Source organism: Variovorax sp. 160MFSha2.1, from assembly GCF_048305075.1.
Lineage (GTDB): Bacteria > Pseudomonadota > Gammaproteobacteria > Burkholderiales > Burkholderiaceae_C > Variovorax > Variovorax guangxiensis.
The window spans coordinates 6,558,909-6,583,433 of the sequence record NZ_CP157624.1; the positions used below are offsets into that span (position 1 = coordinate 6,558,909).

A 24,525-nucleotide genomic window follows, 5' to 3' on the forward strand; every position below is an offset into this window, starting at 1 on the left:
GTGCCCGGGTAGGGCACGAGCCCATGATCACGCAAAGTGTATGCCGGGGTTCGCGACAGGTGTTTGCGTTCTTTGCCTGAAAAAACGAGCTTCCAGAAAGAATCTTGCTTAACATCGGCACCCATGGAAAGCATCGACAAGTTCGACCTCGCAATCCTGCAAGAACTGCAGGCCGACGGACGCCTTACCAACGCCGAGCTTGCGCAGCGCGTGGGCCTGTCGGCCGCGCCCTGCTGGCGCCGGGTGCGCGCGCTGGAGGAAGCGGGCTTCATCAAGGGCTACCACGCCGAGATCGACCGCCACAAGATCGGCCTGGGCGTGCTCGCCTTCGTGCGGGTCGATACGGAGCGTGTCACCCACGAGGCCACGCGCCGGCTGGAGGACGCGATCCGCAAGCTGCCCGACGTGATCGCCTGCCACTACATCAGCGGCACCGGCACCTTCGAGCTGCAGGTGGTGGCGCAGGACCTCGACAGCTTCTCTGCCTTCGCGCGCCAGCACCTGATGAACCTGCCGAACGTGAAGGACCTGCACACCAGCTTCTCGCTGGGCGAGGTGAAGGCCAGCAGTGCGCTGCCGCTGGCGCATCTGGACGGCGGCGCCGGCCGGCCTCGCGCGGCCTAGGACGGATCAGCGCCGCTCGGCCCTGCTCGCCTCGCGCACCGCGCGGAATTCCGAAGACTGCCCCCACTCCGGCCAGCGCCGGCTGTTCGCCAGCGTCTCGCCCACGCGGTAGAGCAGTGGCAGGTCGTGCGCCATGCCGGTGAAGGACCAGTCCGCGCGCCACTCGTCGGCCGGCTGGTGGTAGCGCTCGGCGGTGTAGGCCTTGCTGGCCGCCTCGCCGGCCGCGAGGCCGCCGTCCACGAGGTCGTTGCCCGAGGCGAAGGACAGCGCGGGCACGCCGCGCTTGGCAAAGGAGAAATGGTCGGAGCGGAAGAAGTAGCCGGCCTCCGGATGCGGATCGGGCGCGTAGGCCAGACCGAAGCCGCGGGCCTGCTCGACCAGCAGGTCCTGCAGCTGCGAAACCGCGCTGCCCGAGGTGCTGAAGTTGCGCGCCGGGCCTTCGGGGCTGAGCGCGTCCATGTTGATGACGGCCACCGTCTTCCCGAGCGGGTAGAGCGGCTTCGCGCCGTAGAACTCCGAGCCGAGCAGGCCGCGCTCCTCGGCCGTCACCGCGAGGAAGACGACCGAGCGCTCGGGCTTGTGGCGCGCGTTCGCGAAGGCACGGCCCATCTCGATGAGCGCGGCCAGGCCGGTGCCGTTGTCGACGGCGCCGTTGTAGATGCGGTCGCCCTTCGCGTCGGGCGCGCCCACGCCGAGGTGGTCCCAGTGGGCGCTGTAGATCACCGTCTCGTCCGCGTGCTTGCGGCCCTCGACCCGGCCCACCACGTTCTTCGAGACGATCACCTGCCGATCGATCGCGTACTCGGCCGACAGGCTCGCGTCCTTGAGCAGCTGCGGCTGGAACTCGCGCGTCTGCGCCAGCTTCTTCTGCGCCTCGAAGTCCAGCCCCGCGCGGCGCAGCAGCTCGACCGCCACGTCGCGCTGTATCCAGCCCTCCAGCTTCGGATGCACCGCAGCAGGCTGCTCGCGCTCGATGTCGAGCATGGTCGCGGTGTTGGAGTTCTTGACCGTGGCCCAGCCGTAGGCGGCCGGCGCGGTCTCGTGGACGATCAGCACGCCGAGAGCGCCACGGCGCGCGGCCTCCTCGAACTTGTAGGTCCAGCGGCCGTAGTAGGTCATGGCCTTGCCGCCGAAGTCGCCGCTGCCGGTCTCGAAGTCGGGGTCGTTCACCAGCACGACGGCGATCTTGCCCTTGAGGTCCACGCCCTTGTAGTCGTCCCAGCGCCGCTCGGGCGCGCTCACGCCGTAGCCCACGAAGACCAGCGGCGCCTGCTGGATCGACACTGCGGTCGAGCCGTCGAGCGCCGCGCGCACCGCGATCTGCTCGCCCTGCGCCAGCGCGTCGCGCTGTGTGCCCACCTGCAGCGTGATCTGCGGCGTGCCGCGGAACTCGGTCTTCACCAGCGGCACCGACTGCGTCCAGCCGCGCCGGCCGCCTTCGAGATCGCCGCCGGGCACGAGGCCCGCGGCCTTGAACTGCGCGATGAGGTAGTCGACCGTCTTCGCTTCCGCCGGCGTGGCCGGCGCGCGGCCCTCGAAGTCGTCGCCCGAGACCGTCTTCACGATCTGCGAGAGGCGCTGCGGATCGAAGCGCGGCGCCGGAGGGTCGGCCGCGGCCAGCGCGACTGCCGCGCCCGACGCGAGGCCGATGCCACAGAGAAGATGGGAAGCAAGCCGCTGGATCGTCGTCATGCAAGGCTCCTGAACCGCAAAGCCCCGGATGCTAGCCAGCGGGCCGTGCCCTTGCGCCGATGTCCTTCGCGCCGCGCCGAGAACCTTGGTTGTCCCATCGGCGCGCGACAAGCCGGATGGAATGAAAAAGGCCGGCCCCGTGAGGGTGCCGGCCCGGCGATCCGCCCGAGGCCGGGCGACTCGTTCCTGCTCAGAAGCTCATTTCCTTCTCGACGTCCTGCAGCTTGCGGCGGGCCAGCGCGAGGTTCGACTTGGCCTTGTCCAGCACGAAGTAGATGAACACGCCTTCCTTCTGCGCCATCGGGCGCAGCAGGTGGTACTGCTTGCCGAGGGTGATCAGGATGTCCTCGATGGTGTCGCTCAGGCCGAGCGCGCGCATCGTCTTGAGCTTGGCGCGCACCACCTCGGTGTTGCCCGCGGCCGCCACTTCGAGATCGACACCGGTGCCGATGGCGCCGAGCATCATGCCGCTGGCGGAATCGACCACGGCTGCGCACAGGGCGCCGTCGGCGGTCAGGAGGTTTTCGAGGCTGTTCTGGATCGAGGCCATTTCAGTGTTTTCCTGTGGATCGGTTCAAGTCATGCGAATGAAGGGATGAAGCGGGGGCGTCGCATGCAACCCGTCCCCGCCTGATGTTTTTTCTGCAGGCCGCTCAGGGTGCCTCAAGCACGCGAACGCAGGCGGCGGTCCGATACATCACCTGGGCCAGCACGGCGCTAGCGTCGGCGATGACGTTCACCACCAGTTCGGTCTCGCCATTGCGCACCGGGCTGACGAGCGCGAAGCCCTTGTCGGTGGCCACCGTGATGCAGGTGCAGCGGCCCAGCCGCGCCTCCTGCGACACGACGGCGCCGATGGCGGAGATCGAACTCGCCATCGCGGCGATGCGCGCGGGCTCGAAGTGACGCTGGCTGGCGCTGGCGATCTCGAAGCCGTCGGGCGTGGCGATCACCACGGAGGCGATGCCGTTCACGTCTTCCAGCACGCGCAGCACCTCGGCCGCGGCGCGCAGCTTGATCTCGTGGGGAATCCTCATGGCGCGATCTCTTCGTCGAGCGCCTCGATCTGCATCAGCAGCGTCTCGATCAGCGCGACCACGTCGTCCCTGTTGCGCGGATCGGTCGCCATCACCGGCAGCACCAGGCCACGCCCCGCCAGGGCGCGCGCGTAGTCGTCGAGCGTGGGAAAGGGATGGCTGGGCAGCCGGCTCACGCCGATCGCGCAGGGCATCTGCTGGAGCGCGCCCGCGAAGCCGTCGAGGTAGGCAGCGAGGTCGGCGAGCGGGTCGGGCCGGCTGTTGTCGATGAGGATGGCGAAGCCCAGCGCGTCGCGCACCAGGATCTTCCACATGAAGTCGAAGCGGGCCTGCCCCGGCGTGCCGTACAGGCGCAGCCGGTCGCCGTTGTCCAGCGTGACCTGGCCGAAGTCGAGCCCGACGGTGGTGGTGGCCTTGGCGATCGAGGCGTCGGCATTGGCGACCTCGGTGCTGACCGGCGGTGTTTCGCTGATGGCGGCGATGGCCGTGGTCTTGCCCACGCCCATCGGGCCCGTGAAGACGAGCTTGTAGTCCCTCATGGCAGCGCTCCGCTCAGGCCAGCCCGAGGCGCTGCCGGATGCGCGAGAGCAGGCCCTGCTTGCGCCGCGCGGCCTCGCCGCCGGCGTGCGCACGGGACGCGGAAGATGCGGAAGGCGCTGGTGCCTGCTCGGCCCAGGCCAGGGCGCCTTCGCCGTCGAGCAGGCCGAGAAAGGTGCTGCACACCTCGACGTCGACGCGGCCGAGCACGCTGAGGCTCTCGGCCGATTGCATGCTCCTGGCAAGGGCGGCCGCGAGCCGCACGAAGGCCGGATGGCGCCGCAGCGTCGCCTGCGAAGGCCAGCGCACCAGCGAGGCACGCATGCCGGGCGTGCGCACCGCGGCACGCGCGGCTTCGGCGGGCGCATTGCCCGGACCCACCTCGTTGAGCAGCTCCACCAGCTCTTCGGCATAGATGGGCCGCGCGAGCGCGCGGCTCGCGCTCCTGGCGGCGGCGTCGCCGCGGGTCACCATGGGCACCACGAAGCGCGCCCTGAGCGCCTGCCATTCGGAGGCGGGGAAATCGCCGTCCATCAGCAGCAGATCGCAGGATCGCGATTCGCTGACGGTCCAGCGCGAACGGAGATTGGAGCTGAGGCGGACGATGATTCTCAGGAGCTCGACCTCAACCTGAGGGAGCCCCATGACGCCCAGTACGAGAGACATACCTTCTTCTTCCCTGATTACTTGTTTTCAAAGCTTCGCCATTGTTGGTGTTGTTAACTATTGGAGTATTCAAAAACGGGCCGATGCCCGAAATTGGGGCAAGCATCGAGAAGAAATCCACAGCATTTGTTACCAGCAAAGGCGTCGGCGCCACACCCGTGCGAGCCGGAACGCGCCAGGGGCCCCGCGGCCGGGGGCCTAAAATCCCGCACCTTTGCCCTTTTGGATGGCCATAGCCGCCCAAAGCCTCCCCAAAGCCTCATTTCCCCGGAGATACCCCATGAACCGCATCCGGCGCGCCCTGTCGCTAGTTCTTCTTTCCGCCAGCGCGGCCTTCTCGCTGGGCACCCAGGCCCAGAACCGCGAGCTGATCGTGGCCTCCAGCGCCACCTACGCGCCCTTCGCCTTCGAGAACAAGGACAAGCAGATCGTCGGCTTCGACATCGACATCATCAACGCCATCGCCAAGCAGCAGGGCCTGAAGATCAAGATCGTCAACACGCCCTTCACCGGCATCTTCGGCGCGCTGAACAACGGCGACGTCGACCTCGTGATCTCGGGCGTGACCATCAACGAGAAGCGTAAACAGAGCTACGATTTCACGCCGCCGTACTTCGCGGCCCGCCAGCTGATCGCGCTGCCGAAGAACAGCAAGGTCGCCTCGCTGAAGGACCTGGCCGGCAAGAAGATCGCCGTGGTCAGCGCCTCCACCGCCGACGACATCGCCTCGCGCGAGTTCGGCAAGACCAGCCCCGACATCCGCCGCTTCGAAAGCACGCCGCTCATCATTTCCGAGCTGGCCGGCGGCGGCGTCGACGCAGCCATGGGCGACAACGGCGTGATCGCCTACCGCGTGGCGCAGAACCCCGACCTGAAGACGCTGGACGACAAGTCCTTCCCCGAAGAAGGCTTCGGCATCGTCGTGAAGAAGGGCGACAAGCCTCTGCTCGACAAGCTCACTGCCGGCCTCGCCGCCATCCGCGCCGATGGCAGCTACGTGACGATCTACAAGAAGTGGTTCAACAAGGACCCGAACGTGCGCTGAGCCGCACGGCATTTTTCCGAACACGGCCGCGCCCCCACGCGGCCGTTTCGTTTTCAGTTGATTGATCGAGAGAGTTTGAGGACTTGAGCATGGAACAACCGGTGCTGCTGTTCGGATGGTTCCGCTGGGACATCCTGGTCGAATACAAGGACCTGTTCTGGCAGGGCGCATGGATGACGCTGCGCATGACGGTGGTCTGCGTGCTGCTGGGCGCGAGCTGGGGGCTGTGCCTCGCGCTTGCGCGGCTCGCGCATCCGCGCCATGCGCCGTGGACCTGGGTGGCGCGCTTCTTCCTGCGCTGGCCCGCCACGGTGTACGTGAGCTTCTTCCGGGGCACGCCGCTGTTCGTTCAGATCCTCCTGATCCACTTCGCGGTGATGCCGGTGTTCATCCACCCGACCTCAGGCCTGCTGATCGACGGCGAGCTCGCGCGCACGCTCAAGCAGGAGCACGGCGCGCTCATCTCGGGCGTGGTGGCGCTCACGCTCAACTCGGCGGCCTACATCTCCGAAGTGTTCCGCGCTGGCATCCAGTCGATCTCGCGCGGCCAGTTCGACGCGGGCCGCTCGCTGGGCTTCTCGCCCGCGCAGGTGATGCGCTACGTGGTGCTGCCGCAGGCCTTCCGCCGCATGCTGCCGCCGCTGGGCAACAACGCGATCGCGCTGCTGAAGGACACGTCGCTGGTCTCCGCCATCGGCCTCGCCGAACTGGCCTACGCCGCGCGCACCGTGGCCGGCGCGTATGCGCGCTACTGGGAGCCGTACCTCGCGATCTCGGTCATCTACTGGGTGATGACGCTGATCCTCACCACCCTGCTGCGCCGCCTCGAGCACCGCCTGGCCCGAAGCGACAGGGGCTGACGACGGCGGCCGCGCCAAAATAGCGCCACATGCCGCCCATATCCCCCGAAGAGACGCCCATCCCGCCCGCGAGGCCGCAGCCGACGAAGTTCGCGGCCCTCGTGCCCCTGAAGCTCCCCGTGTTCCGCATGCTGTGGAGCACCTGGCTCGTCGCGAACATCTGCATGTGGATGAACGACGTGGCGGCAGCGTGGATGATGACCACGCTCACGTCCTCGCCCATCTGGGTGGCGCTGGTGCAGTCGGCCTCCACGCTGCCGGTGTTCCTGCTGGGCCTGCCCAGCGGCGCGCTGGCAGACATCCTCGACCGCAGGCGCTGGCTGGTGGCCACGCAGTTCTGGCTGGCCGGCACCGCCATCGTGCTGTGCGCCGCGCTGGCGCTCGACCTGATGACCGCGCCGCTGCTGCTGGCGCTGACTTTCGCCAACGGCATCGGGCTGGCGCTGCGCTGGCCGGTGTTCGCGGCCATCGTGCCCGAGCTGGTGCCGCGCACGCAGCTGCCGGCCGCGCTGGGGCTGAACGGCATCGCCATGAACGCTTCGCGCATCGTGGGCCCGCTCACCGCCGGCATGCTGATCGCGAGCGCGGGCAGCATCTGGGTGTTCGCACTGAACGCGGTGCTGTCTGTGGCCTCGGGCTTCGTGGTGCTGCGCTGGCGGCGCGAGCACACGCCCAACCCGCTGGGCCGCGAGAAGCTCGTCAGCGCGATGCGCGTGGGCGTGCAGTTCGTGCGGCAGTCGCAGCGCATGCGCGCGGTGCTCACGCGCATCTCGATCTTCTTCTTCCACTCGACCGCGCTGCTGGCGCTGCTGCCTCTGCTGGCGCGCAACCTCCAGGGCGGCGGCGCGGGCACCTTCACGCTGCTGCTGGCGGCCATGGGCGCGGGCGCGATCGTCGCGGTGCTGTTTTTGCCCCGGCTGCGCCAGGCGATGGGACGCGACCAGCTGGTGCTGCGCGGCACGCTGCTGCAGTCGGGCGCCACGGCTGTGATGGCCTTCGCGCCCAACGCATGGGTCGCGGTGCCGGCGATGTTCTTCGGCGGCATGGCGTGGATCACGGTGGCCAACTCGCTGTCGGTATCGGCCCAGCTCGCGCTGCCCGACTGGGTGCGCGCGCGCGGCATGTCGATGTACCAGATGGCGATCATGGGCGCGAGCGCGATCGGCGCGGCCATCTGGGGGCAGGTGGCCACCGTCAGCTCGCTGGTCGTGAGCCTGTGCGTGGCGGCCGCGAGCGGCACGCTGCTGATGCTCGCGGCGCTGCGCTGGGTGACCGACCTGAGCGGCGAGGACGACACCAGCCCCGCGCAGGCCGGCTGGGCCGTCGGTCCGCCCGCGGAAGCGCCCGAGGAAAGCGGCCGCGTGGTGATCACCGTCGAGTACCTGATCGATCCGGCGCGCGCCGCCGCCTTCCACCTCGTGATGCAGCAGACGCGCCGCGCGCGCCTGAGCCAGGGCGCCATCGGCTGGGAGCTGCTGCACGACATCGCGCAGCCCGAGCGCTACGTGGAGCAGATCGTCGACGAGTCGTGGACCGACCACCTGCGCCGCTTCAACCGTGCGACGGCCAGCGACATGGCGCTGCGCGAACGCAGGCTCGCCTTCCACATCGGCGAGTCGGGGCCGGTCGTCACGCGCTACATCGTGCGGCGCTGACCCGGCACCGCGGCGTGGGCGGGGCCGTGCGGACGGCTATTTCATACCATATGGGCAAATTTGATGGCACGACGCTTGCATGGCGAAATTTGCCGGGTATCCACGGATAGCCCTTCTTTTTTGACCGTATGGATAATTTAAGCCACCGCCACGCCCGGCGGCACGAGGTACACCCACGATGAATCCGCCGCCCCTGCGCAGCCGCTTCTGGTCCGACCTGACCAGCGAAGAGTTCTCCCGCCTCGACCGCGAACGGCTCATCGCCGTGCTGCCGGTGGGCGCCACCGAGCAGCACGGTCCGCATCTGCCGATGTCGACCGACACCGCCACCATCGACGGCATGGTGCGCGCCACGCTGCCGCACCTGCCCGCCGACCTGCCGGTGCTGTTCCTGCCCACCGTGCCCTACGGCAAGAGCAACGAGCATTCGCGCTACCCCGGCACGCTCACGGTGTCGGCGAACACGCTGATCTCGATGTGGAAGGACATCGGCGCCTGTGTCGCGAAGGCCGGCGTGCGCAAGCTGGTGCTCTACAACAGCCACGGCGGCCAGATGAGCGTGATGGACATCGTCGCGCGCGACCTGCGCGAGGAGCACGACATGATGGTCGTGGCCGCCAACTGGTACACGCTGGGCCTGCCCGAGGGCCTGTTCACGGCGCATGAAGGCAGGCACGGCATCCACGCCGGCGACCTCGAAAGCTCGGTGATGCTGCACCTCACGCCTGACTACGTGCGCAAGGACCAGTTCCGCAACTTCAGTTCCATGACCGAGCAGCTGGCCGAGGAGAACAAGTTCCTCTCGATCACGCCCAGCGGCAAGCTCGGCTGGCAGATGCACGACATCAACCCCGCGGGCGCCGCCGGCGACGCCACGCGCGCCACTGCAGAGAAGGGCGCCGCCGTGCTCGACCACGTGGGCCGACGCTTCGTCGGGCTGCTGCAGGAGGTCGACCGCTTCCCGCTCTCGCGCCTGGCCAACCAGCCCGCCTGGAAATGAGCGCCGACGCCACCACCGCCGCCGGCACGCCGCTGGTCGGCCTGCGCAACGTCAGCAAGCGTTTCGCCAACGGCACGCTCGCGCTGCAGGGCATGTCGCTGGACATCGGCGAGCACGACTTCATCAGCTTCCTCGGCCCCTCGGGCTGCGGCAAGAGCACCGCGCTGCGCCTCATCGCGGGGCTCACGCGCCTGAGCTCGGGCGACATGCACTGGAGCGGTGCCGCCGCCGGCACCAAGAACGGCAAGACCGACCGCGACCTGGGCTTCGTGTTCCAGGAGCCCACGCTCATGCCCTGGGCCAAGGTGTTCGACAACGTCTGGCTGCCGCTGAAGCTGGCCGGCACCAGCCGAGACGCCGCCGCGCCGGTGGTGAAGCAGGCGCTGGAGATGGTCGGCCTCTCGCGCTTCGCCGACGTGTATCCGCGCGAACTTTCGGGCGGCATGAAGATGCGCGTGTCGATCGCGCGCGCGCTGGTCACGCACCCGCGCCTCCTGCTGATGGACGAGCCCTTCGCCGCGCTCGACGAGATGACGCGCATCAAGCTCAACAACGACCTGCTGGCCATCTGGCGCGAGCACCGCTTCTCGGTGGTGTTCGTCACGCACAGCGTGTACGAGTCGGTGTACCTGTCGAACCGCATCGTGGTGATGGCCGCGCGGCCCGGGCGCGTGATCGACGAGATCCGCATCGACGAGCCCTATCCGCGCGGCGAAAACTTCCGCACCTCGACCCGTTACAACGCGCACTGCACCGCCGTGTCGCAATCCCTGCATGGAGCCCTGCATGGCGTCGACATCGATCACTGAGCCCGCCGTCGCCGTGCCCGCTTCCGAAGCGGACGCCGCGCCTTCCGAGGCCGCGCTGCGCGCGCACGAGGACCGGCTGCGCCGGCGCGAGTCGATGCTGCGCATCGTGGTGCCCGCGGCCATCGTCGCGCTGCTGCTGCTGGCGTGGGAATGGACGGTTCGCGCCAACAACATCCCGCACTACATCCTGCCCGCGCCCTCGCTCATCATCCGCACGCTGTTCGACAACTGGGAGTCGCTCTCCAGCGCGCTGTGGTTCACCGTCAAGCTCACGCTGCTGGCGCTGCTCGCGGCCATCGTGGGCGGCGTGCTGCTGGCCATTGCCTTCGCGCTGTTCAAGTGGGTGGAGATCGGCCTGTTCCCCATCGCGGTGATCCTGCAGGTGACGCCGATCATTGCGATCGCGCCGCTGATCCTGATCTACGTGTCGAGCACCACGGCCGCGCTGCTGCTTTGCGCATGGATCGTGGCCTTCTTCCCGATTTTGTCGAACACGGTCATCGGCCTGAAGAGCGCCGACAGCAACCTGCGCGACCTGTTCCAGCTCTACAAGGCCTCGCCCTGGCAGACCTTCCGCTACCTGCTCGCGCCGAGCGCGCTGCCCTACTTCATGGCGGGCCTGAAGATCGCGGGCGGGCTGAGCCTGATCGGCGCGGTGGTGGCCGAGTTCACCGCCGGCACGGCGGGCAAGGAGACGGGGCTGGCCTCGCGCATCCTCGAATCGAGCTTCCGCACCGAGATCCCGATGATGTTCGCGGCGCTGTTGCTGGTGTCCCTGCTGGGCATCGTGATCTTCATCGTGTTCGCGGCACTGTCGCGCCTGGTGTTGGGCCACTGGCACGAAAGCGAGATGCGCCGTGAACGCTAGGACGCCCACCCCTGCGCCGGCAGTCGACTGGGACGCCGTGCGCGAGGACCTGCACGGCCTCAATGTGATCACCGCGCCGGGCCAGCGCAAGCAGCTGTCGAAGGACTTCTACTGGTACAGCCCCATCCTCACCGCGCAGCTCGCGGGCTGCGTGGCCGACCTGGTGGTGAAGGTCGGCACCGAGGACGACGTGCGCCAGGCCGCGGCCGTGGCCGCGAAGTGGAAGCTGCCGCTCACCGTGCGCGCGGGCGGCACCGGCAACTACGGCCAGTGCGTGCCGCTGGAAGGCGGCATCGTGCTCGACGTGACGCAGATGTGCCGCGTGCTCGACATCCAGTCCGGCAGCATCCGCGTGGAGGCCGGCGCGCGCATGCACGACATCGACCTCGCCGCGCGCGAGACCGGGCAGGCGCTGCGCATGTGGCCCTCGACCTGGCATGTGGCCTCCATCGGCGGCTTCATCGCGGGCGGCTTCGGCGGCATCGGCTCGTTCCGCCACGGCATCCTGCGCGACCCCGGCAACCTGCTGCGCGCGCGCGTGATGACGGTGGAGCGCGAGCCGCGCGTCATCGAGCTGCACGGCGACGAGATCCAGCAGGTGCACCATGCCTACGGCACCAACGGCGTGATCCTCGACGTGGAAGTGGCGCTGAGCCCGGCCGTCGACTGGGTGCACTGCACGGTGCTGTTCGACACCTACCGCGGCGCGCTCGACTTCGGCATCGCCGCGCAGGCGCCCTCGCTCGACATCTTCCTGCTCTCGACGGTGGAGGCGCGTTTCTCGCCCTACTACACCGCCATGCGCGACCGCTTCCCGGCCGACCGGCACGCGGTGTTCGCGATGGTCTCGCCCGAATCGATGGCCGACTTCCGAGCGCTCGCCGCAGCGCAAGGCGGCACCATCTCGGTCGCTGGCACCGAGGCCGAGCTGCTCGCCGAAGGGCTGCCGCCGGCCTACGAGTGCGCCTTCAACCACACCACGCTGCAGGCGCTGAAGGCCGACCGCGGCTGGACCTACCTGCAGGTGGCCTACGCGCAGCCTTTCGATCCGGCCGTGGTCGAGAGGCACCTGAAGATCTTCGGCGACGACGTGCTGCAGCACCAGGACTTCGCGCGCGCCAACGGCGAGTGCGGCACCTTCGGCATCCTGCTGGTGCGCTGGAAGGGCGAGGCGCACCAGTACGAGGTGATCCGCGAGATCGAGTCGCAGGGCGGCTGCGTGATCTTCAACCCGCACGTCGTGACCATCGAGGACGGCGGCATGAAGACCATCGACACGCAGCAGATCGAGTTCAAGAAGCGCAGCGACCCCATGGGCCTGATGAACCCCGGAAAAACACGCGGATGGCGTGCCGACATGGCCGTCGGGCGCTGAAAAGCCTTAGTCTCCGCATCCCGTACTTTTCAACGAAACCTCCACAGGAGCACGTTCCCATGCGCATTCCCGCCTTCGCTCTCCGTCCGCTCGTTCTCGGCCTCGCCCTCGCGGGCGCCGCCTTCGCCGCGCAGGCGCAGGAAAAAGTGGTGTTCGCCACCAACTGGAAGGCGCAGGCCGGCCACGGCGGCTTCTACCAGGCGCTGGTGGACGGCACCTACAAGAAGTACGGCCTCGACGTCGACATCCAGCAGGGCGGCCCGATGGTCAACAACCGGCCGATGCTGCCGGCCGGCAAGGTCGACTTCCTGATGACCGGCAACCTGCTGCAGTCCTTCGACAACGTGAAGAACGGCGTGCCCACCGTGGTGGTTGCGGCCTTCTTCCAGAAAGACCCGCAGGCCATGTTCGCGCACCCCGGCCAGGGCTTCGACACCTTCAAGGACATGACCAAGGCGCCGGTGGCCTTCATCGGCAAGGACGGCCAGTTCAGCTTCTGGCAGTGGATGAAGTCGGAGCACGGCTTCAAGGACTCGCAGCTCAAGCCCTACACCTTCAACGTGGGCCCCTTCCTGGCCGACAAGAAGTCCATTCAACAGGGCTACGCCATCTCGGAGCCGCTGTCGATCAAGGCCCAGGCCGGCTTCGACCCGGTGGTGCAGCTGCTGGCCGACAACGGCTTCTCGACCTACTCCACCACCATCGAGACGCGCGCCGACCTGGTGAAGACCAAGCCCGAGACGGTGCGCAAGTTCATCGAGGCATCGATCATCGGCTGGAACAACTACCTCTACGGCGACAACAAGGCCGCCAACGAGATGATCGCCAGGATCAACCCCGACTCGCCCGTGGCCTCCTCGCAGGGCTCCATCGAGCTGATGAAGAAGATGGGCATCGTCGACAGCGGCGAGTCGCTCACCAAGGGCATCGGCGCGATGGACGAGGCCCGCGTGAAGGACTTCTACGACAAGATGGTCAAGGCCGGCCTGTACAAGCCCGGCGAGGTCGACCTGTCGAAGGTGGTCACCACGCAGTTCGTGAACAAGGGCGTCGGCATCGACGTGCGCAAGAAGCTCACGGGCAAGTAGGCACACCGGTTTTTCCCGCGGGTCGCGCGGGGCTTGCGCCGGGGTCAGATGCCGGCGCCTGGGTTGCCATAAGGCACCGCGCGGCCTTTCACCCCCTGGGCTCTGACCCCGTCTCGCCGGCGGCCAACAACCGCCGGGCGAACCGGCCCTCAACCATGAAAACGCTCGTCGTCCATTGCCATCCGAACCCTGACAGCTTCAACCACGCGCTCTACCGCACCGCCCTCGAGGCGCTCTCGCCGCGACATCCCGTCAAGGCCATCGACCTGTACGCCGAGGGCTTCGACCCCACGCTGACATGCGAAGAGCGCATCGCCTACCTCGACAACCCCGACCTGATACGCGAGCGTGTGAAACCCCACGTCGAAGCGCTGCTGTGGGCCGAGCACCTGGTGTTCGTGTTTCCCACCTGGTTCCACGGGCCGCCGTCGATGCTCAAGGGCTGGCTGGAACGGGTGTGGCTGCCGGGCGTGGCTTTCCTGCCCGCGCAACGCAAGGGACAGCTCGCGAAGTCGGGCATGCGGCACATCAGGCGGCTCACGGTGGTGACCACCGGCGGCTCGCCGCGCTGGTTCGTGATGGTCATCGGCGACCCGGGCAGGCGGCTCTTCACGCGGGCGCTGCGCGCGCTGTTCGCGTGGCGCTGCAAGGTGACGTGGCTGCAGCTGCACGACATGAACGCCGTCACCGCGAGCGACCGCACCCATTTCATCGAACGCGTCTCGCGCAAGCTGGGCAGCATCTAGGCGGCAGAAACGACCGCAGGGAGACACATCCATGAGCCTCGAACGCACGCTCACCGTCCGCGTCGAACGCATCTCGCGCCAGACGCCCGAAATCCTGGCCTTCGAACTGGCCCACCCGTGGGGCCGGCCGCTGCCTTCCTACGAGGCCGGCGCGCACATCGACGTGCACATGCCCGGTGGCTTCTCGCGCCAGTACTCGCTGGCGCGCGCGCCATCGGCCGCCAGCGCGGGGCGCTACGTGATCGGCGTGAAGCGCGAGCTCGCGAGCCGCGGCGGCTCGGCGTCGATGCACGAGCGCGTGCGCGAGGGCGACCTGCTGCCGATCAGCGCGCCGCGCAACACCTTCCCGCTGCGCGAGGAGGCCACGCACCACCTGCTGCTGGCCGGCGGCATCGGCATGACGCCGCTGCTGGCGATGGCGCAGGCCCTCGCTGCGCGCGGCGCGGCCTTCACGCTGTGCGTGTTCGCGCGCAGCGAGGAGCACCTGGCCTTCGCCGATGCACTGCGCGCCCCGGCGCTGGCGCCGCACCTGCGGCTGCACCTGGACCAGGGCGATGCCTCTTCGCAGCGCATCGACCTGCGCTCGCTGCTGGCCGAGCGCGCTCCCGGCACGCACCTGTACGTGTGCGGCCCCGGCGGCTTCATGCAGGCGGTGCGCGACGCCGCCGCGCACTGGCCCGAGGACGCGCTGCACGCCGAATACTTCGCCGCGCCCACCGACGCGGGCGCGGGCGCGGCCGCCGGCCTGCCCTTCACGCTGAAGCTCGCCAGGCGCGGCATCACGGTGCCGGTGGCGGCCGACCAGACCGCCGTCGACGCGCTGCACGAGGTCGGCATCGACATTCCGGTGTCGTGCCAGCAGGGCCTGTGCGGCACCTGCGTGGTCGAAGGCAATGGCGAGGGCGCCGAGCACCGCGACTTCTGCCTCACGGGCAGCGAGCGCCGCCACAAGGTGGCGCTGTGCTGCTCGCGCGCCAAGGGGCTGGAACTGGAACTGCAGCTGTGAACGCACGCGCCGCGATTACCGAAGAGAGCGACGGCGAAGCCCCCGCTACGCGCGGCCGCTCGCGCAAGTACACGCAGGTGCTCGGCCTCATCAACCAGGCCGCCATCGAGGTGTTCGCGAGCGAGGGGCTGGCCGGCGCGTCGACCCAGGCCATCGCCGACAAGGCGGGACTCTCGAAGGCGCAGCTGCACTACTACATCGACAGCAAGGAGGCGCTGTACCGCCAGGTGCTGCAGGACATCCTCAACGACTGGATCGTGGTGTTCGGCTTCAGCGACGAGGCCTTCGGCCCGCGCAAGGTGCTGGGCGACCTGATCCGGCGCAAGATGATGTTCTCGTTCGAGCACCCGCTGCGCTCGCGCATCTTCACCGCCGAGATGATGCGCGGCGCGCCGGTGCTCAACAGCATGATGGACACGAGCAAGCAGCGCACCGACCAGGCCGCCGCCGTGATCCGCAACTGGATGAGCCAGGGCCTGATGGACGAGGCCGACCCGATGCTGGTGCTGTTCCACATCTGGGCCGTGACCCAGTTCTACGCCGACCACGCGACGCAGGCCGCCTACTTCCGCGACACCGCCCAGCAGGGGGAGGACAAGGACCGGCGCTACCTGATCGAGCAGGTGACCGAGTTCCTGCTCAAGGGCGCGGGCGTCAGGTAGACGAGGAAGACGACGAGAAGGAGGTCCGGGGCAGGAACATGGTGGCTTCGACTTCCACCAGAACCTCGTCGCCCGGCAGGAAGCGCGACACCTCCACCACCGTGCTCACCGGCGGCTCGCCCGGATAGAACAGGCCGCGCACGCGGTTGTAGAAGGCGTAGTGCGGCAGGTGGCGGAAGTACTGCACCAGCTTCACCACGTCTTCCATCGTGCCGCCGTGCTCGGCCGCGATCTGGCGGATGCGCTCCAGCACGAACCAGCTCTGCGCGACGATGGGCGCCTCGAACACGTCCACCGACATCTGGCCGGTGGCATAGCCCACGCTCTGCAGCGCGGTGCGCGCCTCTTCGGGAATGGCGTCGTAGCCGGCGACCGCGCGGCGCGTGGCCGGGTCGACGGCGACCACGCCGCTCATGAAGACGAAATCGCCCACGCGCTTGGCGGCCGCGTAGTTGGCCATCGGCTTGCCCATGCTCATCGTTCGTCGCTCTCCAGTGGCTGGCCGGCGCGGATGACGGTGCGTTGCCGTCCGCGCGGGCCGATCAGTTCATGTTCCCCGGTGGCCGACAGCACCAGCAGGTCGGCCGGGCAGCCCGGCGCGATGCGTCCGTCCCACGCGAGCCCCAGCGCCTTCGCGGGGCTCACGGTGATGGTGTCGAGCCAGTCGTCGGCCGGCGCAAGATGCGCCGCCTGCACGCCGAGGCCGAAGGTCTCCAGCAGGTCGTAGCTGCCGTAGGGATAGAAGGCGTCCTGCACGTTGTCGGTCGCCAGGCTCGCACGCAAGCCCCGTGCCGCCGCCTCGTGGATGCGCGTAATGCCGCGGCTCACCGGCGTACGGTCCCAGGCGCCCTGCAGGTAGAGGTTGGTGGTGGGCAGCGCGACGATGTGGATGCCCGCTCCGGCGCACAGCGCCAGCGTTTCGCCGGCCACAGTGTCGTCCTGCACCGAGAGCGAGCAGGCATGGCCGCAAACCACGCCGCGCCGGAAGTCGCGCGCACGCACCAGCTGGGCGATGCTGCGCAGGCCGGTGGCCTCGACGTCCAGGCCTTCGTCGACGTGGAAGTCCAGCGCCAGTCCGTGCTGCTGCGCGAGGTCGAACACGCGGCCCAGCTTGTGGACGATGCCCTCGTTGCGGTAGACGAAGGCGCCGAGCACGCCGCCCGCGCGCCTCACCTCGCGCGCGATGCGCTCGCCCGCCTCGATGTCGGCGAACAGGTCCAGCGGCGTGAGCGAGACGAACTGCAGTTCGATGCGCCCGCGCCACTCTTCGCGCAGTGCCTCGAACACTGTTAGCGCGGCCGGCGGCTCGGGCTGCACCCAGTCGAGGTGCGTGCGCAGCGCGCGCGTGCCCGACAGCCAGGCGTCGTGCAGCGCGCGCTCCATGCGCAAGCGCAGCGACTCGCCGGTCCAGCTCTCGCGGTGGCGGTTCATGCGGTCGATGGCGACGAACAGGTTGCCTTGCGCGGCGCCCACGTCCTGCACGGTGTAGTTCTTGTCGATGTGCGCATGCGCCTCGACCAGCGCGCTCAGCAGCGTGCCCTTTGCTTGCTGCTGTTGCGCGGCGGCCGTGATGGCGGCGACCTTGTCGCCCTCGATGGTGACGTCGAACAGCTGCGCCTCGCCCGCCGCGAAGCCACGCAGCGGCGCCGGAATGCGCAGCGCTTCGAGCTTCATGCGTGCCGCTGCCGCCACTCGCGCAGCCAGCCCAGCCCGGCCGAGGTGCCGCCGGGCTCCGTGCCGCGCTTCGGCCGGTACTCGCAGCCGACCCAGCCCTGCCAGCCGCACTGCGCCGACACCTCGTCGAGCACGTCGAAGAGGTACGGGTAGTTCTGCTCGCCGATGTCGGGCTCGTTGCGGTCGGGCACGCCGGCGATCTGGATGTGGCCGACGCGACCGGTCGGCAGGTACTTGCGGATCTTCATCGCCACGTCGCCCTCGACGATCTGGCAGTGGTACAGGTCCATCTGCACCTTGAGGTTGGGCGCGCCCACGGTCTCGACGATCTCGTGCGCATGGTCCTGCCGGTTGATGAAGAAGCCCGGGATGTCGCGCGTGTTGATTGGCTCGATGAGCACGTCGCGGCCCGCCTTGGCGGCCTCGGCCGCGGCCCAGCGCAGGTTGTCGACGTACACCGGCTGCAGCGCGTCGCGCTGTTGGCCTGCGGGCACGAGGCCTGCCATGACGTGGATGCGCGGGCAGTCAAGCGCCACTGCGTAGTCGATGGCCTTGGCGATGCCTTCGCGGAACTCGGCCTCGCGCCCCGGCAGGCAGGCCAGGCCGCGCTCGCCGCCGTTCCAGTCGCCCGGCGGCCCGTTGAACAGCACCTGCTGCAGGCCGTTGTGCTTCAGCCGGGCGACGATTTCTTCCTTGGCGAAGTCGTAGGGGAAGAGGTACTCCACGGCCTTGAAGCCGTCCTCCGCGGCGGCGTCGAAGCGGTCGAGGAAGGCGAGCTCCGGGTAGAGCATCGAGAGGTTGGCTGCGAATTGGGGCATGGGGTGTTTTTACTACCAGCGCGCGCCGAAAGTGCGGCGCAGTTCATCGATCTGTCGGGCATCCAGCGGCTCGGGCCTTGCGGCCTGCGCGAGCTGCTGGAGCCTGGCGGTTTCCTCGAGTTCCTCGAGCACGGCCATGGCGGCGCCCGGTGTGTCGTGCCACACGTTGGGGCCCAGGCGCGTGAGCATCACGGCGCGGATCGGCGTGCCGGCCGCGCCGAAGCGCTCGATGGCCTGGGCCACCTGTTCGGCTGCTTCGGGCGCGCCCGGGCGGTGATACGGGATGACCGGCACATGGCCCACCTTCATCACGAAATAGGGCGTGAGCGCGGGCAGCAGTTCGTCGCCGGGCGACTGCAGCGTGAGCGCCACGCAGTGCGTGCTGTGGGTGTGGATCACGCAGGCGGTGTTCGCATCGAAGCTGCGCGCGGCGGCATAGATGCGCGTGTGCAGCGCGATGGTCTTGCTGGCGCGGTCGCCGCCGGTCTGGCGGCCCTGCGCGTCGAGCCGTGCGAGCCGCGCAGGGTCGAGGAAGCCGAGGCAGGCATCGGTGGGCGTGATGAGGAAGCCGCCGTCGTCCAGCCGCACGCTGATGTTGCCGGCCGTGGCATGCACGTAGCCGCGCTCGAACAGGCTGCGGCCGACGCGGCAGATTTCCTCGCGGGCTTCGTTCTCGTTCATGCTCTCGGTCATCCGAGCACTGTAAATGCCTTGGTGAAGAAATCGTCGCTGCCGAAGTTGCCGGACTTCAGCGCGATGTGCAGGCCGGCCTCGGGTGCGGCTTCGGAGCGCGCATGGCACCACGGCACGCCGGGGTCGATCTGCGGGCCGATCTGCATCTGCGCGATGCCCAGCGCCTGCACGCAGGCACCCGAAGTCTCGCCGCCGGCCACCACCAGCCGGTGCACGCCCCTCTCGACCAGTCCGCGCGCGATGGCGGCGATGGTGCGCTCGACCATCGCGCCGGCCTCTTCCACGCCGAGCCGGCCCTGCACCGACTTCACGGAGCCGGCCTCGGCGGTGGAGTAGACGAGCACCGGGCCCTTGTCGATGAGCGGCGTGGCCCACGCCAATGCCTCGGCCGCAACATCCACGCCCGCCGCGATGCGCAGCGGATCGATGGCCAGCGCCGCGCCGCCGCGCTGGATGAAGTCGAGCACCTGCCGGTTGGTGGCGAGCGAGCAGCTGCCCGAGACCACCGCCGACTTGCCGCCCGCCTTGGGCAGCGCGCTCGCCTGCGACGAGGGCGCGAGGCCGAAGTTGGCAGGCAGGCCGATGGCCACGCCCGAGCCGGCCGTCACCAGCGGCATCTTCGCGAGCGCCGGGCCCATGCGCAGCAGGTCGTCGTTCGACACCGCGTCGACGATGGCGATGGAAACGCCCTCGGCCTTGAGCTGCGCGATGCGCTCCCCGATGGCGGCGGCGCCGCGCGCCACCACCGCGTAGTCGACCAGCCCCACCTTGCGCGTGCACTGCGCCTGCAGCACGCGCACGAGGTTCGGGTCGGTCATGGGCGTGAGCGGGTGGTTCTGCATGCCGCTCTCGTTGAGCAGCACGTCGCCCGCGAACAGGTAGCCCTTGAACACGGTGCGCTTGTTGTCGGGGAAGGCGGGCGTGGCGATGGTGAAGTCGCACGCCATCGCGTCCATCAGCGCCTCGGTCACGGGGCCGATGTTGCCTTGGGGCGTGCTGTCGAAGGTGGAGCAGTACTTGAAGTAGATCTGCTGCGCGCCCTGCGACTGCAGCCAGCGCAGCGCGGCCAGAGACTGCGCGATGGCCTCGGCCGGCGCGATGGTGCGCGACTTGAGGGCAACGACCACGGCGTCTACATCAGCATCAAGTGGACCTTCCGGCACGCCGATGGCCTGCACCACGCGCATCCCGGCGCGCACGAGGTTATTGGCGAGGTCGGTGGCGCCGGTGAAGTCGTCGGCGATGCAGCCGAGCACGAGCTTTGCCATGGCGTCAGTCCTTCAGCGCAAGCTTCACCGCTTGCGCGTTCTCGCGCACGTAGTCGCGCAGGATCGCGTCGAAGCTGGCGTCGGCCTTCAGGCCCAGCGCCTCGGCGCGCGCGGCGTGGATGCGGCTGGGCCAGCTGGTGACGATCTTCGCGATGGCGGCATCGGGCTCCCAGTCGATCAGGCCGGTGGCTTCCTTGCCGGCGATGCGTTCGAGCGCCTGCGCCATCTCGCGCACGGTGGTGGTCAGCGCGGGCAGGTTGACCGCCGTGCGAGCGCCCCATTCGGCGGCGCTGGCGGTGGCCGCGCGCACGATGCCGGCGACGGTGTTGCCGGGCGAGGCCAGCGCGACGGGCGTGTCGGGCGACACGGGGCAGCGCGCACGCTCGCCGGCCAGCGGCTCGCGCAGCATGCCGCTCAGAAAGCTGGAGGCCGCGCCGTTGGGCCGGCCGGGGCGCACCGATACCGTCATCAGCCGCACGTTGCGGCCCTGCACGAAGCCCTTGCGCGTGAAGTCGGCCACCAGCTGCTCGCCGATGAACTTCTGGATGCCGTAGCTGTTCTGCGGCGTCGGCAGCGTGGTGTCTTCGATGACGGCAGGCAGGCGCTGCTCGGGCGAATCGCCGAACACCGCGACCGAGCTGGAGAACACGAACACCGGCGCATGGCCCGCGCGGCGCGCGGCTTCGAGCAGGCCGCGCGTGGCGTCGAGGTTGCTGCGCATGCCAAGGTCGAAGTCGGCCTCGCACTCGCCGCTCACGGCGGCGGCGAGGTGGAACACGAGCTGCGTGTCGGCGATGGGCAGCGCGCCGTTCGAAAGCTGCTCCAGCAGGTCGCCCTGCACGAACTGCACGCGCGCGTCGGAAGCCAGGTCGGCGGGCGGCGGCACGCGATCGGCCAGGGTGATGCGCGAGACGGGCTGCGCGGCCGATCCGGCCAGCGCGAGGCTGCCGCCCGCGAGCAGAGTGCGTGCGAGGCGGGCGCCCAGGAAGCCGCAGCCGCCGGTGATGAGGATGTTCATGTGCGTGTCTCTTCTTTCTTTCAGGCTTCTTTCTTCGGACCCGGCACCTCGATGCCGGGGAAGATCTTGATTACCGCGCTGTCGTCCTCGCGAGCGTAGCCCGCCGTCGAGGCCTGCATGAACATCTGGTGCGCGGTGGACGACAGCGGCAGCGGAAACTTGCTCGCGCGCGCCACGTCGAGCACCAGGCCCAGGTCCTTCACGAAGATGTCCACGGCCGACAGCGGCGTGTAGTCGCCCGCGAGCACGTGCGCCATGCGGTTCTCGAACATCCAGCTGTTGCCCGCGCTGTGGGTGATGACCTCGTACAGCGCCGCCGGGTCGACGCCCTCGCGCAGGCCCAGCGCCATGGCCTCGGCCGCCACCGCGATGTGCACGCCGGCCAGCAGCTGGTTGATGATCTTCACCTTGCTGCCCGCGCCCGCCTTGTCGCCCAGCCGGTAGACCTTGGCGGCCATGGCGTCGAGCACCGCGCCGGCCTTCTCGTACGCGGCGGGCCTGGCGGCGGTCATCATCGTCATCTGGCCGCTCGCGGCCTTGGCAGCGCCGCCGGAGATGGGCGCGTCGATGTAGAGGATGCCCAGCTTCTCCAGGCGTGCCTCCAGCGCCACCGACCAGTTCGGATCGACGGTGGAGCACATCACGAAGACGCTGCCGGGCTTCATCGACGCGGCGCAGCCGGGCGTGGTGCCGTCGCCGAACAGCACCGACTCGGTCTGCGCGGCGTTCACCACCACGCTGACCACGATGTCGCATTGCGCGCCGAGCTCGGCCAGCGTGGCGCAGGCCGTGCCGCCTTCTCGCGCGAAGGCTTCGGCGGCCTCGCGGCGCACGTCGAACACATGCGGCGCATGGCCCGCGCGGCGCAGCGACTGCGCCATGCCGGCGCCCATGGCGCCCAGGCCCACGAGGCCGACGACGGGAGTGGCAGCGGAGATGGTGGAAGGGGTCTTTTCTTGGTTCATTGCGTTGCTTCCGTTCAGTTGCAAGGCCGGGCACCCGGTGCGACGCGCCCCGTTCGGGAAACACCGCGGAACCGGCTTTGCCGGGCCGCAGGTGTTGCCCCCGGCGAGGGGGTTGGCGCAGCGACACGAAGTGCGCGAAGCCTGGGGGTGTACTTCATCTAACGGTTGACCAGTTGCTTGGGCGTGAACCACACGCCGATGGCGCCGAGCACCAGCGCGCCGGCCAGCACGTACATGCCGATCTGCGTGCTGCCCGTGAGGTCCTTCAGGTAGCCGATGAGGTAGGGGCTCACGAAGCCCGCGAGGTTGCCCACCGAGTTGATGGCGGCGATGCCGGCGGCGGCGGCCGTGCCCGTGAGGAAGGCGGTGGGCAGCGACCAGAACAGCGGCGCGCAGGTCAGCACGCCGGCCGCGGCGAGCGAGAGGAAGGCCAGCGACACGGCCGTGTTCTGCGTGTACGAAGCGGCCACGGTGAAGCCCACGGCGCCCATCATGGCCGGCACGATCAGGTGCCAGCGGCGCTCCTGGCGGCGGTCGGCGCTGCGGCCGAAGAGGTTCATCGCGACGATGGCGCAGAGGAACGGAATCGCGCTGAGCAGCCCGATGTTCAGGTTGCCCTGCACGCCCGTGGCCTTGACCAGCGTGGGCAGCCAGAAGGTGAGTGCGTACTGGCCCATGACGAAGGCGAAGTAGATGAACGCCATCCACCAGATGCGCGCATCGCGGAACACGCCGGCCACCGAGTGCGGGCCCTTGGCGCCGTGGGCGGCGTCGTTCGCCACCTCGCGCTGCAGCAGGGCCTTTTCCTCGGCGCTGAGCCAGCGCGCCTGGGCGATGCCGTTGTCCAGGTACAGCAGCACCATCACGCCGATGAGCACGGCGGGGATGGCTTCGATGAGGAACATCCACTGCCAGCCGCTCATGGCCGACACGCCATGGAAGCTGTCCATGATCCAGCCCGACAGCGGGTTGCCGAAGATGCCCGCCACCGGAATGGCCGACATGAACACCGCGATGATCCGCGCGCGCCGGTGCGCCGGGTACCAGTGCGTGAGGTAGAGGATCACGCCCGGATAGAAGCCCGCCTCGGCCAGCCCGAGCAGGAAGCGCAGGATGTAGAAGCTCGTGGGCGTCTTCACGAACATGAAGCAGGCCGAGAGCAGCCCCCAGGTGATCATGATCCGCGCGATCCAGATGCGCGCGCCCACGCGGTTGAGCAGCAGGTTGCTCGGCACCTCGAACAGGAAGTAGCCCAGGAAGAAGATGCCCGCGCCAAGACCGAACACGGTTTCGCTGAAACCCAGGTCCTGGCCCATCTGCAGCTTGGCGAAGCCGACGTTCACGCGGTCGAGGTACGCGATCACGTAGCAGAGCATGAGGAAGGGCACGAGGCGCCAGAACACCTTGGAGTAGGCGCGCTTTTCGAGCGCGGCATCGGCGGCGGCGGGCGACATGGCGCTGGCCTGGAGGGTCGAGGAAGTCATGAGGAAGCTGCGTCTCGGGTGATTTGTCAGGTCATCATACAAATCTGACTTTTGCTGGCCGACCCGGGTAAACCCTCGGAATGGCCGCCTTCCGGCGCCTTTCTGGTGACTTCGTGTATCGGCGCCGGGCTCAGCCGCCGACCGGCCAGCCTTCGACCAGCGGACGGGCGAGCTGCTCGCCCTCCTGCTGCCAGAACACCGGATCGGCCAGCTCGATGCGGCGGATCGCGTTGTCCATGTGGCTCTTGGCGGCCTCGCGCGCGCGCAGCGGATCGCCGGCCTCGATGGCCTCGACGATGCGCGCGTGCTCCTGTGCCACCTCGCGCGCGAAGTCGGCGCGGCGCGCCTCGTTGGCGCGCGTGACGCGAGTGGCGCCGTGCAGGAACTGCCGCAGGTACTGCAGCGTGCCGATCAGGAAGGGGTTGCGCGCCGCCTCGGCGATGGCGCGGTGGAAGCGCACGTCTTCGTCCGCGCCGTTGCCGCCCGCCTCGACCGCCGCGTGCAATGCGGCGATGGCGTCGCCGATGCGCTGCACGTCTTCGTCCGTGCGGCGCTCGGCGGCCAGCGCGGCCACTTCGGCTTCGAGCGCGCGGCGCAGCTCGACCATCTGGATCACCGCCTCGCGCGAGGCCACATGCGGCATCTCGAAGCGCAGCGGCTCGACGCCGGCAGCGCGCACGTAGACGCCGCTGCCCTGGCGCGAATCGAGCAGCCCCAGCGACTTCAGCCGCGACACCGCCTCGCGCACCACGGTGCGGCTCACGCCGAACTGCTCGGCCAGCGCGGTCTCCGTGGGCAGCCGGTCGCCTTCGGACAAGCGCCCGCTGCGCACCTCGGCCGCGAGCGCATCGGCCACCTGGTCGGCCAGGCGGACGGCGGGGGCGATGGACTGGAAGCGGGCGGTCATGGGCGCGAAGGTGGTGGGCCTGCGACTC

At 69.0% G+C, this 24,525-nt stretch carries 26 protein-coding genes; 12 read left to right on the plus strand and 14 right to left on the minus strand.

Annotation, left to right across the window (positions count from 1 at the left end; all coding sequences use genetic code 11):
* The first annotated feature begins 123 nt into the window (after positions 1–123).
* Positions 124–624 (plus strand): Lrp/AsnC family transcriptional regulator, encoded by a 501-nt coding sequence (locus tag ABL838_RS30375; protein ID WP_418123315.1) that lies wholly within the window; start codon positions 124–126, stop codon positions 622–624.
* A gap of 6 nt (positions 625–630) precedes the next feature.
* Here ABL838_RS30375 and ABL838_RS30380 read toward each other — a convergent pair whose 3' ends face one another.
* The 5 genes from ABL838_RS30380 to ABL838_RS30400 form a co-directional block, all read right to left on the minus strand.
* Positions 631–2,316 carry a M28 family metallopeptidase gene (locus ABL838_RS30380; RefSeq protein ID WP_418123316.1) on the minus strand — a complete coding sequence of 562 codons (1,686 nt, stop codon included), beginning with the start codon at positions 2,314–2,316 and terminating at the stop codon, positions 631–633.
* Positions 2,317–2,506: 190 nt separating this feature from the next.
* The gene (locus ABL838_RS30385) at positions 2,507–2,866 is read right to left on the minus strand and encodes a hypothetical protein (protein WP_418123318.1); all 360 of its coding nucleotides are present in this window, start codon (positions 2,864–2,866) and stop codon (positions 2,507–2,509) included.
* A gap of 103 nt (positions 2,867–2,969) precedes the next feature.
* The gene (locus ABL838_RS30390) at positions 2,970–3,353 is read right to left on the minus strand and encodes a roadblock/LC7 domain-containing protein (protein ID WP_418123320.1); all 384 of its coding nucleotides are present in this window, start codon (positions 3,351–3,353) and stop codon (positions 2,970–2,972) included.
* Positions 3,350–3,892, minus strand: coding sequence for a GTP-binding protein (locus ABL838_RS30395; protein WP_184639425.1), 543 nt, complete (start codon positions 3,890–3,892; stop codon positions 3,350–3,352). Before ABL838_RS30395 ends, ABL838_RS30390 begins: the two co-directional genes overlap by 4 nt.
* Positions 3,893–3,905: 13 nt before the next feature.
* On the minus strand, positions 3,906–4,556 hold the full coding sequence (locus ABL838_RS30400) for a hypothetical protein (protein WP_418123322.1): 651 nt from the start codon (positions 4,554–4,556) through the stop codon (positions 3,906–3,908).
* A gap of 280 nt (positions 4,557–4,836) precedes the next feature.
* On the opposite strand from ABL838_RS30400, the gene ABL838_RS30405 reads away from it, so the two are divergent.
* The 11 genes from ABL838_RS30405 to ABL838_RS30455 all read left to right on the plus strand — a co-directional run bounded on the left by ABL838_RS30405 (position 4,837) and on the right by ABL838_RS30455 (position 15,670).
* Positions 4,837–5,601: a basic amino acid ABC transporter substrate-binding protein gene (locus tag ABL838_RS30405; protein WP_418123324.1), complete on the plus strand. Its 765-nt coding sequence runs from the start codon at positions 4,837–4,839 to the stop codon at positions 5,599–5,601.
* 89 nt (positions 5,602–5,690) lie between these two features.
* Entirely contained in the window at positions 5,691–6,461 is a 771-nt protein-coding gene (locus ABL838_RS30410; protein ID WP_418125931.1) for an amino acid ABC transporter permease, read from the plus strand.
* A 29-nt stretch (positions 6,462–6,490) separates the two neighbouring features.
* Positions 6,491–8,116, plus strand: coding sequence for an MFS transporter (locus ABL838_RS30415; RefSeq protein ID WP_418123325.1), 1,626 nt, complete (start codon positions 6,491–6,493; stop codon positions 8,114–8,116).
* Between the two features lie 178 nt (positions 8,117–8,294).
* Positions 8,295–9,116, plus strand: coding sequence for a creatininase family protein (locus ABL838_RS30420; RefSeq protein ID WP_418123327.1), 822 nt, complete (start codon positions 8,295–8,297; stop codon positions 9,114–9,116).
* Positions 9,113–9,925, plus strand: a complete 813-nt coding sequence (locus ABL838_RS30425) for an ABC transporter ATP-binding protein (RefSeq protein WP_418123329.1) — start codon at positions 9,113–9,115, stop codon at positions 9,923–9,925. The genes ABL838_RS30420 and ABL838_RS30425 overlap by 4 nt, the downstream gene beginning before the upstream one ends.
* Complete coding sequence (locus tag ABL838_RS30430) at positions 9,903–10,793, plus strand: ABC transporter permease (protein WP_418123331.1); 891 nt, start codon at positions 9,903–9,905, stop codon at positions 10,791–10,793. The genes ABL838_RS30425 and ABL838_RS30430 overlap by 23 nt, the downstream gene beginning before the upstream one ends.
* Entirely contained in the window at positions 10,783–12,168 is a 1,386-nt protein-coding gene (locus ABL838_RS30435) for an FAD-binding oxidoreductase (protein WP_418123333.1), read from the plus strand. Before ABL838_RS30430 ends, ABL838_RS30435 begins: the two co-directional genes overlap by 11 nt.
* A gap of 59 nt (positions 12,169–12,227) precedes the next feature.
* Entirely contained in the window at positions 12,228–13,256 is a 1,029-nt protein-coding gene (locus tag ABL838_RS30440; protein ID WP_126021091.1) for an ABC transporter substrate-binding protein, read from the plus strand.
* A 155-nt stretch (positions 13,257–13,411) separates the two neighbouring features.
* Positions 13,412–14,002: an NAD(P)H-dependent oxidoreductase gene (locus ABL838_RS30445; RefSeq protein ID WP_184639409.1), complete on the plus strand. Its 591-nt coding sequence runs from the start codon at positions 13,412–13,414 to the stop codon at positions 14,000–14,002.
* A gap of 31 nt (positions 14,003–14,033) precedes the next feature.
* Positions 14,034–15,008 (plus strand): PDR/VanB family oxidoreductase, encoded by a 975-nt coding sequence (locus ABL838_RS30450; RefSeq protein ID WP_418123336.1) that lies wholly within the window; start codon positions 14,034–14,036, stop codon positions 15,006–15,008.
* Complete coding sequence (locus ABL838_RS30455) at positions 15,005–15,670, plus strand: TetR family transcriptional regulator C-terminal domain-containing protein (RefSeq protein WP_418123338.1); 666 nt, start codon at positions 15,005–15,007, stop codon at positions 15,668–15,670. Before ABL838_RS30450 ends, ABL838_RS30455 begins: the two co-directional genes overlap by 4 nt.
* Here ABL838_RS30455 and ABL838_RS30460 read toward each other — a convergent pair.
* The 9 genes from ABL838_RS30460 to ABL838_RS30500 form a co-directional block, all read right to left on the minus strand.
* Complete coding sequence (locus tag ABL838_RS30460; protein ID WP_418123340.1) at positions 15,663–16,148, minus strand: RidA family protein; 486 nt, start codon at positions 16,146–16,148, stop codon at positions 15,663–15,665. The genes ABL838_RS30455 and ABL838_RS30460 overlap by 8 nt on opposite strands.
* Positions 16,145–17,344 (minus strand): amidohydrolase family protein, encoded by a 1,200-nt coding sequence (locus ABL838_RS30465; protein ID WP_418123342.1) that lies wholly within the window; start codon positions 17,342–17,344, stop codon positions 16,145–16,147. The genes ABL838_RS30460 and ABL838_RS30465 overlap by 4 nt, the downstream gene beginning before the upstream one ends.
* On the minus strand, positions 17,341–18,162 hold the full coding sequence (gene otnI / locus ABL838_RS30470; RefSeq protein WP_418123344.1) for a 2-oxo-tetronate isomerase: 822 nt from the start codon (positions 18,160–18,162) through the stop codon (positions 17,341–17,343). Before otnI ends, ABL838_RS30465 begins: the two co-directional genes overlap by 4 nt.
* Positions 18,163–18,174: 12 nt before the next feature.
* Positions 18,175–18,843, minus strand: coding sequence for an aldolase (locus ABL838_RS30475; protein ID WP_418125932.1), 669 nt, complete (start codon positions 18,841–18,843; stop codon positions 18,175–18,177).
* A gap of 8 nt (positions 18,844–18,851) precedes the next feature.
* The gene (gene otnK, locus ABL838_RS30480) at positions 18,852–20,123 is read right to left on the minus strand and encodes a 3-oxo-tetronate kinase (protein WP_418123346.1); all 1,272 of its coding nucleotides are present in this window, start codon (positions 20,121–20,123) and stop codon (positions 18,852–18,854) included.
* A 4-nt stretch (positions 20,124–20,127) separates the two neighbouring features.
* Positions 20,128–21,141 (minus strand): D-erythronate dehydrogenase, encoded by a 1,014-nt coding sequence (denD, locus tag ABL838_RS30485; protein ID WP_418123348.1) that lies wholly within the window; start codon positions 21,139–21,141, stop codon positions 20,128–20,130.
* 20 nt (positions 21,142–21,161) lie between these two features.
* Positions 21,162–22,106, minus strand: coding sequence for an L-threonate dehydrogenase (gene ltnD, locus ABL838_RS30490; protein WP_418118449.1), 945 nt, complete (start codon positions 22,104–22,106; stop codon positions 21,162–21,164).
* 158 nt (positions 22,107–22,264) lie between these two features.
* Complete coding sequence (locus ABL838_RS30495) at positions 22,265–23,590, minus strand: MFS transporter (RefSeq protein WP_126021080.1); 1,326 nt, start codon at positions 23,588–23,590, stop codon at positions 22,265–22,267.
* 130 nt (positions 23,591–23,720) lie between these two features.
* On the minus strand, positions 23,721–24,497 hold the full coding sequence (locus ABL838_RS30500; RefSeq protein WP_184639389.1) for a FadR/GntR family transcriptional regulator: 777 nt from the start codon (positions 24,495–24,497) through the stop codon (positions 23,721–23,723).
* Between the last annotated feature and the right edge of the window lie 28 nt (positions 24,498–24,525).